Origin of the sequence: Streptomyces sp. R33 (assembly GCF_041200175.1) — a bacterium.
Classification (GTDB): domain Bacteria; phylum Actinomycetota; class Actinomycetes; order Streptomycetales; family Streptomycetaceae; genus Streptomyces; species Streptomyces katrae_B.
The window spans coordinates 6,535,310-6,547,320 of record NZ_CP165727.1; the positions used below are offsets into that span (position 1 = coordinate 6,535,310).

Genomic DNA, 12,011 nt, shown 5'->3' on the forward strand with positions numbered 1-12,011 from the left:
CGGTGGCGCTCGGTCGAGCACCCGTAGCGGCGCGTGGCCGGAGGCGGACGGGCCCGGGCGCTGATAGGCTGGTACCCCGTGGACCGGTGGTCTGCCTGTGCGAATCAGGAGCCCCGAAACCGCAGCTTCGGCGCCCCCTGAGAGCCTCCGGTTCGATGGTGGTCCGCGCCGGACGCACCTTCACTTCGCGACCACGGGAGCCCCCTCTTGGCGACGCCGCCCGCTGCTTTTCGAAACAGCACAGCCATGACGACCAAGCACATCTTCGTCACCGGGGGTGTCGCTTCGTCCCTCGGCAAGGGCCTGACGGCCTCCAGCCTGGGTGCGCTGCTCAAGGCGCGCGGCCTGCGGGTCACGATGCAGAAGCTCGACCCGTACCTGAACGTCGACCCGGGCACGATGAACCCGTTCCAGCACGGCGAGGTGTTCGTCACCAACGACGGCGCCGAGACCGACCTGGACATCGGCCACTACGAGCGCTTCCTCGACGTCGACCTCGACGGCTCGGCCAACGTCACCACCGGCCAGGTCTACTCGCAGGTCATCGCCAAGGAGCGGCGCGGCGAGTACCTCGGTGACACCGTGCAGGTCATCCCGCACATCACCAACGAGATCAAGCACCGCATCCGGCGCATGGCGACCGAGGACGTCGACGTCGTCATCACCGAAGTCGGCGGCACCGTCGGCGACATCGAGTCGCTGCCCTTCCTGGAGACCGTCCGCCAGGTCCGCCACGAGGTCGGCCGCGACAACGTCTTCGTCGTGCACATCTCGCTGCTGCCCTACATCGGCCCCTCCGGCGAGCTGAAGACCAAGCCGACGCAGCACTCGGTCGCGGCCCTGCGCAACATCGGCATCCAGCCCGACGCGATCGTGCTGCGCGCCGACCGCGACGTCCCCACCTCCATCAAGCGCAAGATCTCGCTGATGTGCGACGTGGACGAGGCGGCCGTCGTCGCGGCGATCGACGCCAAGTCGATCTACGACATCCCGAAGGTCCTGCACACCGAGGGCCTCGACGCGTACGTCGTGCGCAAGCTCGACCTGCCGTTCCGCGACGTGGACTGGACGGTCTGGGAGGACCTGCTGGACCGCGTCCACAACCCCGACCACGAGGTCAAGGTCGCGCTCGTCGGCAAGTACATCGACCTGCCCGACGCGTACCTGTCGGTGACCGAGGCGCTGCGCGCCGGCGGTTTCGCCAACAAGGCCCGCGTCCAGATCAAGTGGGTCGCCTCCGACGACTGCAAGACCCCGGCCGGTGCCGCGGCGCAGCTCGGCGACGTGGACGCGATCTGCGTGCCCGGCGGCTTCGGCGACCGCGGTGTCAACGGCAAGGTCGGCGCCATCACCTACGCCCGCGAGAACAAGATCCCGCTGCTCGGCCTGTGCCTGGGTCTGCAGTGCGTGGTCATCGAGGCCGCGCGGAACCTCGCCGGCATCGCGGAGGCCAACTCCACCGAGTTCGACGCCTCCACCCCGCACCCGGTGATCTCCACGATGGAGGAGCAGCTGGCCTTCGTCGAGGGCGCGGGCGACCTGGGCGGAACGATGCGCCTGGGCATGTACCCGGCGAAGCTCGCCGAGGGTTCGATCGTGCGCGAGGTCTACGGCGACCAGGCGTACGTCGACGAGCGCCACCGCCACCGCTACGAGGTCAACAACGCGTACCGCGGCGAGCTGGAGAAGAAGGCGGGCATCGTCTTCTCCGGCACCTCCCCGGACAACAAGCTCGTCGAGTACGTGGAGTACCCGCGCGAGGTGCACCCCTACCTGGTGGCCACCCAGGCCCACCCGGAGCTGCGCTCGCGCCCGACGCGGCCGCACCCGCTGTTCGCGGGCCTGGTCAAGGCGGCGGTGGAGCGCCAGCAGGCGGCCAAGTGACGGCCTGACCGCATAACGTAGACAGCCGGGGCAAGGCTCTTGCCCCGGCTGTCGCGTTTTCGGAAAGGCACGGGGTACGGATCATGGCCATGGAGATCGCGGACAACGGGGAGTCGTGGGAGGTCATCGCCTCACGGACCCCGTTCGAGGGCGCGAAGACGTCGGTCCGCTCGGAGCAGGTGAGCATGCCGGACGGATCGGTGGTGCGCCGGGACTACCAGGTGCATCCGGGATCGGTGTGCGTGCTGGCACTGGACGACGAGGGCGACGTACTGGTCCTGCGTCAGTACCGGCACCCCGTACGACACAAGCTGTGGGAGCTGCCGGCCGGACTGCTCGACGTACCCGGTGAGAACCCGCTGCACGCGGCCCAGCGGGAGCTGTACGAGGAGGCCCACGTCAAGGCGGAGGACTGGCGGGTGCTCGCGGACTTCTTCGCGTCCCCCGGCGGGTCGGACGAGGCGATCCGGATCTTCCTGGCGCGGGGCCTCTCCGAGGCGGAGGGGGAGCGTTACCAGGTCTCGGAGGAGGAGGCGGACATGGAGATCGCCCGCGTCCCGCTGGCGGATCTGGTGCAGGGGGTCCTGTCGGGCCGGCTGGGCAACCCCGGCCTGGTGACGGGGGCCCTGGCCCTGTCCGCCGCGCTCGCCGCCCCGGGCGGCCTGGACTCCCTCCGCCCGCCCCAGACCCCCTGGCCGGCCCGCCCGTACGAGGCGTGACCCCTCACGGCCGAACCGGCGGCTCCGCCCCCGGACCCCAGGCGCCTCGAACGCCGGCGGGTCCGGGTGGCCGCCGGGGCCCGTCTGAGCGGGGGTGGTCTGGTCGGCGGCGTGGTGTGACCATCTGTTGATCCGATTGGGCGATGTGTCCGCCGCGCTCCACACGGGTCGTCGCTCTGCGTGAACTACGCTCGCAACCCGAAGGCAGGGAGAGGAGCGGATCCGTGACGGATTTCGTCGGGCGGCGGCGTGAGCTCAAGGAGCTGCGCGAGGACATCGCACGGACCGGGCTCGACACCCTCTCGGGCCGCAAGGCCAAGGCACCCAGGGCGCGCGTCCTGCTCATCGCCGGCCGGCCGGGGTCAGGTCGCACCGCCCTCGCCGAGGCGTTCGTCCGCGAGGTCGCCGAGGACTACCCCGACGGGGTGATCAAGGTGCGCCTCACCGCCCCCGGCGGGGAGACCGTCGCCACCGAGCGGGCGATCCGGACCCTGTTGGAGGGGCTCGGCGAGGCCACACCCCCCGGCGCCGCCGAGGACGAGCTCAGCTCCGCCCTGCGCGCTGCCCTCACCCACCGCAAGGCGATCCTGCTCGTCGACGACGCCGCCGACCCGTACCAGGTCGACGCCCTGCTGCCGGACACCCCCGAGTGCCTCGTCGTCATCACCGCCGAAGGGCCCCTCACCGGCATTCCGGATGTCCGCCCCTGCACCCTCGGCGGGCTGGACACCCCTTCCGGCGTCCAGATGCTCGCGCAGCGCATCGGGGACACGCGGATCGCCGTCGACCCCCGCGCCGCCGAGACCCTCGCCGAGGAGTGCGGGGGCCAGCCCGCCGCGCTGGCGCTGGTCGGCGGCTGGCTCGCCGCGCACCCCAAGGCCGCCGTCGCCGACGTGGCCAAGCAGCTCCACGACATGCCCCCCGGCACCAGCGGCCCGCTCGGCCGCGGCTTCCGACTCGTCTACGAGTCCCTGCCGCAGCCCGCCCAGCGCACCCTCCGGTTGCTGCCGCTCGCCCCCGCCGGCATCGTCGACTCGCACACCGCTTCCGCCCTCGCCGGCTGCTCCGTGGCCGCCGCCCAGTCCACCCTGGAGGACTTCGCCGGCCTGGGCCTCGTCCGCCATGCGGCCAACGGGATGTTCCTCCTGCCCGGCTGCCTCGCCCCGCTGCTCCAGGCCCTGCTGGAGACCAAGGAGCGCGCGGCCGAGGTCCAGCTGGCCCGGGCCCGGATGCTGGAGCGCACCGTACGCCTGCTGCACTCCTGCCGCGTCATGGCCGAAGCCGATGAGGACGGGGCGGGCGGGGCGGACGTGCGCGAGAAGCTGGACGGGCTGCCGCGCGCCCTGCGGTTCCCCGACCGGCGGGCCGCCGCCACCTGGCTCGACACCCGGCTGCCCGCGCTGTCCGCGGCCGCCCGCCTCGCCGTGGCCGACGGCGGGCTGGACACCCTGGCGCGCCGGCTGGTCGCAGCCCTCGTACGAGCCCTCGCGGAGCACCGCGGCACCGCCGCGGCCGCCCCCGAGCTGTACGGGCTGCACCGGCTGGTCCTGGACGTGGCCGAGCGCCGCAGCCTGCACCGGGAGCAGGCCGCGGCCCTGCTGAACCTGGCCGATCTGGACGCCGAGACCGGCCGCACCCACGAGGCGCTCGAGCGGTACCGGGCCGCTCTGGACGCGGGACGGGCGGCGAACGACCCGTACGCGACCGGCCGCGCGATGGAATCCGTAGGCGGCGCCTACCAGGAGCTCGCGGACTGGCACCGGGCCGCCGACTGGTTCGGCCGGGCCCTGTCCCAGGCGCTCGCGCGCGGGGAGCGGGCGGACGAGGCCCGGCTGTACGGACGGCTCGGCAACGTGCACACGTACGCGGGCCGCTACGGCGATGCGCTGCGCAGCTGGCGGACCGCCGCCGCGGGGTACCGGAAACTGGCCGATGTGCCGGGCCAGGCAAAGGCGTTGAGCGAGATGGCGCGAATCCAGGAGTACGCCGGACGGCCCGAGGAATCGCTGCACACCTGCCGCGAGGCGGTGGAGCTCGCGCGCCGGGCCGGAGACCTGCGGCTTCAGGCCGCGCTCCAGGTGCGCCTCGCCGACACTCTCGACCGGCTGGGCGACCCGGCCGCTGCAAGGCTGCACCGCTCGGCGGCCGACAGATTGCTGGGAGACGACCCCGCAGCCTGCGAAATCCGCAGTGGTTCCGACTGAGATTATTGGTTTGCAAGGCTAGACAGCGCGTCGTCCTTCATTAGACTGGCTTCACCACGACATCCCGTGGTGCATCCCGTTGCGCGTTCTTGTGGGCGGGTATGTATGGAAGTGCCCCAAAAATCCCCTGAGCCAAGGACCGTGATCGACGATGAAGGTCGGCATCCCCCGCGAGGTCAAGAACAACGAGTTCCGGGTCGCCATCACGCCCGCCGGCGTGCATGAGCTGGTCCGTAACGGCCACCAGGTCTTCATCGAGCAGAACGCCGGTGTGGGCTCCTCGATCACGGACGCGGAGTACGTCGCCGCCGGCGCCGAGATCCTGGGCACCGCCGACGAGGTCTGGGCCACCGCCGACCTGCTGCTGAAGGTCAAGGAGCCCATCGCCGAGGAGTACCACCGCCTCCGCAAGGACCAGACCCTCTTCACCTACCTGCACCTCGCGGCCTCCCGCGAGTGCACGGACGCCCTCCTGGAGTCCGGCACCACCGCCATCGCGTACGAGACGGTCGAGCTCGCCAACCGCGCGCTGCCGCTGCTCGCCCCGATGTCCGAGGTCGCGGGCCGCCTGGCCCCGCAGGTCGGCGCCTACCACCTGATGCGCTCGGCCGGCGGCCGCGGCGTGCTCCCCGGCGGTGTCCCCGGCACCCACGCCGGCGAGTGCGTGGTCATCGGCGGCGGCGTCTCCGGCTGGAACGCCGCGCAGATCGCCATCGGCATGGGCTTCCACGTGACCCTGCTGGACCGCGACATCAACAAGCTCCGCGAGGCCGACAAGATCTTCGGCACGAAGATCAAGACGATCGTCTCCAACGCCTACGAGCTGGAGAAGGCCGTCATCGAGGCCGACCTCGTCATCGGCGCGGTGCTGATCCCGGGTGCGAAGGCCCCGAAGCTGGTCACCAACGAGCTCGTCGCCAAGATGAAGCCCGGAAGTGTCCTTGTCGACATTGCGATCGACCAGGGCGGCTGCTTCGAGGACTCCCGTCCGACCACCCACGCCGAGCCGACCTTCCACGTCCACAACTCGGTCTTCTACTGCGTCGCCAACATGCCGGGCGCGGTGCCGAACACCTCCACCTACGCGCTGACCAACGCCACGCTGCCCTACATCGTGCAGCTCGCGAACCTCGGCTGGGTCGAGGCGCTGCGCCGTGACCCCGCGCTCGCGCTGGGCCTCAACACCCATGACGGCCAGGTCGTTTACGGTCCGGTCGCCGAGGCCCACGGCCTGCCGACCCTTGAGCTGGGCACGCTGCTCGGCTGATCGGTCAGACCCCGTCAACGACTGACGTCAATCTCACGTATACGGCCGGACCTTGCCCGCAAGGTCCGGCCGGACGCGTTTGCGAGGGGCGACCGGGCGCGGTTCAACTCGCCTCGAACGTAACCCTTTAACCCTTTCGCGCACCCGCGAAACTTCGCAGCGACAGCCCGGACGCCCTTGACAGAGTGGTGTTCGGTTGCCGACACAACGTTGCCGGTCCGACGGATTGTGTTGCCGCTGAGTGGTGACACGCCATAGAGTCGCCAACCGTCGGCATGGTGCCACGCTGACCTATCGATAAGTGTCCTGGTCACGTCCGAGGAGGTAAGACGACTTGTGAATGAGTCGACATTTGCTCCCGGAGGTGGTCGAGCGGGGACGCGCCCCCAGCGTCCTGCAGGCGCGGAGGTACCCCCGGACCGGGGGCAAGGACCCGCCGGACTCGAAGAGGTCGGCTCCGTCGCGGTCCGCACCTTCGCAAACCACCAGCACATGACGACGCCCCAAAAGAGCATGGACGGCCTAGACGTGAACTCCAGGGCCGGCGACCTGAGCGGCGAAAAGCCCGCGGGTTTCGCCGACTACGAAAATGTGCCCGAGGGGCACTTCTACGACCCGGACGCGGAGTACGAGCCCGACCCCGAGTACGCGGCCACCCTCGCCCCCGACGCTGCCCGCCAGCGCCGTGAGCGGATCGGCCCGACCGGACGGCCGCTGCCGTACTTCCCGATCCCGGGTCCGCTGACCGACCACGGTCCGGCGAAGATCATCGCGATGTGCAACCAGAAGGGCGGCGTGGGCAAGACCACGTCGACCATCAACCTGGGCGCCGCACTCGCCGAGTACGGGCGCCGCGTGCTGCTCGTCGACTTCGACCCGCAGGGCGCGCTGTCCGTGGGCCTCGGCGTGAACCCGATGGAACTCGACCTGACGGTCTACAACCTGCTCATGGAGCGGGGCATGTCGGCCGACGAGGTGCTGCTCAAGACGGCGGTCCCCAACATGGACCTGCTGCCGAGCAACATCGACCTGTCCGCTGCCGAGGTGCAGTTGGTCAGCGAGGTCGCGAGAGAGTCGACGCTGCAGCGGGCACTGAAACCCCTGATGGCCGACTACGACTACATCGTGATCGACTGTCAGCCCTCGCTCGGCCTGCTGACCGTGAACGCCCTGACGGCGGCTCACAAGGTCATCGTGCCGCTGGAGTGCGAGTTCTTCGCGCTGCGCGGCGTGGCGCTGCTGACCGAGACCATCGAGAAGGTCCAGGAGCGGCTCAACCCCGAGCTGGAGCTCGACGGCATCCTCGCCACGATGTACGACTCCCGTACGGTGCACAGCCGTGAGGTGCTGGCGCGCGTCGTCGAGGCCTTCGACGACCACGTCTACCACACGGTCATCGGCCGGACGGTGCGCTTCCCGGAGACCACGGTCGCCGGCGAGCCGATCACCACGTACGCCTCCAACTCCGTCGGGGCCGCCGCCTATCGCCAGCTGGCCAGGGAGGTGCTCGCCCGGTGTCACGCCGAGTGAGTCTGCCCGGAGCCGACGAACTGTTCCGTACGACCGGGGGGATGGCGCTGCAGTCGTCCTCTCCGAGGCGGGGGCCGGAGGAGGCACCCGCCGGGGAGCATGCGGCGGCCTCGGCGGAGGGCACGGCGGGGGAGGGCCGCAGCCGGGAGGCCGCGGCCGGTACGGAGCCGGTGGTGGCTGCACCCCGGCGCTCGCAGGAAGGTTCTGTCAGTCCGGAACCCCGGCGGGGCAAGGGCCAGGGCCGCGGGGCGAACCGCCGGCCCAGCGGGCGTGAACGGCACGACGAGAAGATCACGGTCTACGTCTCCGCCGAGGAGCTCATGGACCTGGAGCACGCGCGGCTGGTGCTCCGCGGGGAGCACGGCCTGGCGGTGGACCGCGGCCGCATCGTCCGCGAGGCGGTGGCGGTCGTCCTGGCGGACCTGGAGTCCCGCGGCGACGCGAGCATCCTGGTGCGCAGACTCCGCGGGCGCTGAGCGGCTGACCGGAGCGGCTGACCGGTGGGCCGGTGGGCCGGTGGGCCATCGACCGGGCGACCGCTTGATCGGTTTGGCGGCTGGCGGCTGGCGGCTGGCGGCTGACCGGTGGGCCGGCTGACGCCTGTCGCCTGTCGCCTGTCGCCTGTCGCCTGACGCCTGGCCGGTGGGCCGGTCGGGCGCCGGGCGTTGCCGGGCCGGCGGCCGACGGGTGCCCGGTGGTGATGGCGGTGTCTTCTGCGGGGCCGTGTCGGTGGGGTGCGGGGCATCCCCCGCGAGCAGGCCCGCAGCCGCCCCCGCCCGCCGGGCCTGATGTCTGATGCGGCCTGCGGCCCGTCCTCCCCGCACCTCAGGACGCCCCCACCGTCGTCCCGCCCCACGTACCCGCACCATCCCGACCCCTGGGTGCCGTCTGTCGGTCGTGACCGGTGCCCCTGTCGGCATGCGGGTCCGTGTACGGGTCGGCCGCACCTCCCGCTCGTCGTGACCGTGGGTGATGTCGAAGGGACGGTGCTCTGGCGGCCGCAGGGCCCACTCACCCGTGGTGACCGGTGCCCCAGTCGGCAGGAGGGCCCGTGACGAGCGGTCGGAAGGCGGGGAGGGCGGGGCGCCGGGCCTGCTTCGACTGCGTCCCGGTGGGGATTTCGTGCTCCCGCCCCCGTGGCTTCCACCCGTACGCGCGGCCCCATTCTGTGCCCCGGCCGCCCAGCCGCCGCCCCGTCCTCCCCGACGCGGTACGCGTCCCGCACCCGCGGCTTCCGCTCCCCGGGCGGGTCCGGGGGAGGGGGGTGGGGGGAGCGTGGCAGCCTTGGGGGTGGCCGCCGACCCCCTCCGTACCGCCTTGGACCGTGATGCCCCTTCCCGCCGATCCCGGCCGCCCCACCCGCCGCAGTCTGGGTCGCGGGCCGGGTGCCCGGGCCGAGCCCGAGCCGCGAGACGCCCATGTGGCCCCTGAGGGGCCGGTGGCCGCCGTGCCGGGCGAGGACCCCGTCCGGCCCCCTGCGACCGCTGACGCGCCCGCAGGGGCCCCGCAGGAGCCCGTGGAGGGCGGAGCGGGCGCGTCCGTGGGCACCGACGGGCGGTTCACGCTGCGGCTCGCCAATTTCGAGGGGCCCTTCGATCTGCTGCTCCAGCTGATCTCCCGGCACAAGCTCGACGTCACCGAGGTCGCCCTGTCCAAGGTCACCGACGAGTTCATGGCGCACATCCGCGCCATGGGCCCCGACTGGGACCTCGACCAGACCACCGAGTTCCTCGTGGTCGCCGCCACCCTGCTCGACCTGAAGGCCGCCCGCCTGCTGCCCGCAGCCGAGGTCGAGGACGAGGCCGACCTCGCCCTGCTCGAAGCCCGCGACCTGCTCTTCGCCCGCCTGCTCCAGTACCGCGCGTACAAGCAGATCGCAGAGATCTTCGAGCAGCGGGCCGAGGCCGAGGGCCGCCGCTACCCCCGTACCGTCGGCCTCGAGGACCACCACGCGGAGCTCCTTCCCGAGGTCGTCATCAGCATCGGCGCCGAGGGGTTCGCCCGGCTGGCGGTCAAGGCCATGCAGCCCAGGGCCAAGCCCCAGGTCTACGTCGACCACATCCACGCCCCGCTCGTCAGCGTGCGCGAGCAGGCCGCGGTCGTGGTCGCGCTGCTCAAGGCGCGCGGCGAGGCCACCTTCCAGGAGCTCACCGAGGACGCCGACGACACGCTCACCGTGGTCGCGCGCTTCCTGGCCCTCCTGGAGCTCTACCGCGAGAAGGCGGTGGTCCTCGACCAGGAGGAGGCCCTGCGGACGCTCACCGTCCGCTGGAGCGGCGGGGACGGCGACGGGATGCCGACCGTCACCGACGAGTTCGATCAGATCGTGGAGGTCAAGGAATGAGCGACGTGGCCGGGCTCGCGCTGAAGCCCGCCCTGGAGGCCGTCCTCATGGTCGTGGACGAGCCTGCGACCGAGGCGCACCTCGCCAAGGTGCTGGACCGCACCCCGCGCGAGGTCGCGGACGCCCTGCGCGAGCTGGCCGACGAGTACACCGTCCAGGGGCGCGGCTTCGAGCTGCGGCTCGTCGCCGGCGGCTGGCGTTTCTACACCCGGGCGGAGTACTCCGACGCCGTCGAGCGCTTCGTGCTGGACGGCCAGCAGGCCCGGCTGACCCAGGCCGCGCTGGAGACCCTGGCGGTCGTCGCGTACCGCCAGCCGGTGAGCCGCTCGCGGGTCTCTGCGGTCCGCGGAGTGAACTGTGACGGGGTCATGCGGACCCTGCTCCAGCGCGGTCTGGTGGCCGAGGCGGGCACGGAACCCGAAACAGGTGCGATCCTGTACAGGACGACGAACTACTTTCTGGAGCGGATGGGCCTGCGCGGCCTGGACGAGCTCCCGGAGCTCGCGCCCTTCCTCCCCGAGGCGGACGCGATCGAAGCCGAGACGCTTGAGGGTGTTCCGTCGTTCGATCCGGACGCACCGGATACCGATGAAGACGACAAGACGACGGAACTTTGATGCGAAGCAGCGGCAACGGCAACGGTGGCGGCAACAGGAACAGCGGCGGCGGCGGTGGTGGCGGGCGCGGTAACTCCCGCGGCGGCTCCTCCTCCGGCGGCGGTGGCTACCGCGGAGGCTCCTCCTCCGGTGGGGGCGGCTCCCGCGGCGGCTCCGGCGGCGGTGGCTACCGCGGCGGGAGCTCCGGCGGTGGCGGCTACGGCGGCGGCTCCGGCTCCGGCTCGGGCGCCCCGCGCGACCGGGACCGCGACCAGGCCCCGCAGCGGCCCCGCAACCCCCGCCCCGAGGAGCGCCGCTACGACGTGGGCCCCGAGGGCGAGCGCAGCCGCGGCGGCGCCAAGGCGGGCGGTGGCGGTGCCCGCGGCGCAGGCGACGCCAACCGCGGTGGCGGTGCCCGCGGTGACGCGGCGCGCGGCGGCGCCAAGGGCGGTCCCCGCACCTCCAGGACCCCCGGCATCGGCGGGGCCGGCGGCCCGCGCCGCGGCCCCGGCAGCCGCAGCGGGCAGTCCCGCCCCCGCGAGCTGGACGCGCGGATCGAGGAGCGCGTGCGCGACCGGTACGCCGACAAGCCCGTGATCAAGACCCCGAAGACCTTCCCGGGCGCCGAGCAGGAAGGCGAGCGCCTGCAGAAGGTGCTCGCCCGCGCCGGCATGGGCTCGCGGCGCGCGTGCGAGGAACTCATCGAGCAGGCCCGCGTCGAGGTCAACGGCGAGATCGTGCTGGAGCAGGGCAAGCGGGTCCAGCCGAAGGACGAGATCAAGGTGGACGGCCTGACCGTCGCCACCCAGTCGTACCTGTTCTTCGCGCTGAACAAGCCCGCCGGTGTCGTCTCCACGATGGAGGACCCGGACGGCCGCCAGTGCCTCGGCGACTACGTCACCAACCGCGAGACCCGCCTCTTCCACGTCGGCCGGCTCGACACGGAGACCGAGGGCATCATCCTCCTCACCAACCACGGTGAGCTGGCCCACCGCCTCACGCACCCCAAGTACGGCGTGAAGAAGACGTACGTCGCCGCCATCACCGGCTCGCTGCCGCGCGACATCGGCAAGCGGCTCAAGGACGGCATCGAGCTGGAGGACGGGTACGCCCGCGCCGACAACTTCCGCGTCCTGGACCAGGTCGGCAAGAACTACATGGTCGAGGTGACCCTCCACGAGGGCCGCAAGCACATCGTCCGCCGCATGCTGGCCGAGGCGGGCTTCCCCGTCGACAAGCTCGTGCGGACCTCCTTCGGTCCCATCGAGCTGGGCGACCAGAAGTCCGGCTGGCTGCGCCGCCTGACGAACACCGAGGTCGGCATGCTCATGCGCGAGGTCGGTCTGTAGCCCCTCCGCTCCGAGCGACGAAAGCCCGCAGTGCCCCCGTGGCACTGCGGGCTTTTCGCTTGTCAGGGACCCGCCTTCCTGTTTATAGTCAATGTGACTATTAAGGAATGAGGGGGTC

Annotated in this window: 9 protein-coding genes; all 9 read left to right on the plus strand. The window is 71.8% G+C overall.

Annotated features, from left to right (window positions below; translation table 11 throughout):
- The first annotated feature begins 246 nt into the window (after positions 1-246).
- Positions 247-1,884, plus strand: a complete 1,638-nt coding sequence (locus tag AB5J51_RS30075) for a CTP synthase (RefSeq protein WP_053785921.1) — start codon at positions 247-249, stop codon at positions 1,882-1,884.
- Between the two features lie 89 nt (positions 1,885-1,973).
- Positions 1,974-2,603 carry an NUDIX domain-containing protein gene (locus AB5J51_RS30080; protein ID WP_369780338.1) on the plus strand — a complete coding sequence of 210 codons (630 nt, stop codon included), beginning with the start codon at positions 1,974-1,976 and terminating at the stop codon, positions 2,601-2,603.
- A 143-nt stretch (positions 2,604-2,746) separates the two neighbouring features.
- On the plus strand, positions 2,747-4,807 hold the full coding sequence (locus tag AB5J51_RS30085) for a tetratricopeptide repeat protein (protein ID WP_136226647.1): 2,061 nt from the start codon (positions 2,747-2,749) through the stop codon (positions 4,805-4,807).
- A gap of 151 nt (positions 4,808-4,958) precedes the next feature.
- Entirely contained in the window at positions 4,959-6,074 is a 1,116-nt protein-coding gene (gene ald / locus AB5J51_RS30090; protein ID WP_053785919.1) for an alanine dehydrogenase, read from the plus strand.
- 492 nt (positions 6,075-6,566) lie between these two features.
- Positions 6,567-7,604 carry a ParA family protein gene (locus AB5J51_RS30095; protein ID WP_234382013.1) on the plus strand — a complete coding sequence of 346 codons (1,038 nt, stop codon included), beginning with the start codon at positions 6,567-6,569 and terminating at the stop codon, positions 7,602-7,604.
- Entirely contained in the window at positions 7,589-8,080 is a 492-nt protein-coding gene (locus AB5J51_RS30100; protein ID WP_133898427.1) for a hypothetical protein, read from the plus strand. The genes AB5J51_RS30095 and AB5J51_RS30100 overlap by 16 nt, the downstream gene beginning before the upstream one ends.
- Before the next feature lie 851 nt (positions 8,081-8,931).
- A complete protein-coding gene (locus AB5J51_RS30105; RefSeq protein ID WP_369780339.1) occupies positions 8,932-9,948 on the plus strand; it encodes a segregation/condensation protein A in 1,017 nt (338 codons plus the stop codon).
- Positions 9,945-10,565: an SMC-Scp complex subunit ScpB gene (gene scpB / locus AB5J51_RS30110; RefSeq protein ID WP_053785916.1), complete on the plus strand. Its 621-nt coding sequence runs from the start codon at positions 9,945-9,947 to the stop codon at positions 10,563-10,565. Before AB5J51_RS30105 ends, scpB begins: the two co-directional genes overlap by 4 nt.
- Complete coding sequence (locus AB5J51_RS30115) at positions 10,565-11,893, plus strand: pseudouridine synthase (RefSeq protein ID WP_133898428.1); 1,329 nt, start codon at positions 10,565-10,567, stop codon at positions 11,891-11,893. The genes scpB and AB5J51_RS30115 overlap by 1 nt, the downstream gene beginning before the upstream one ends.
- Positions 11,894-12,011 lie beyond the last annotated feature (118 nt).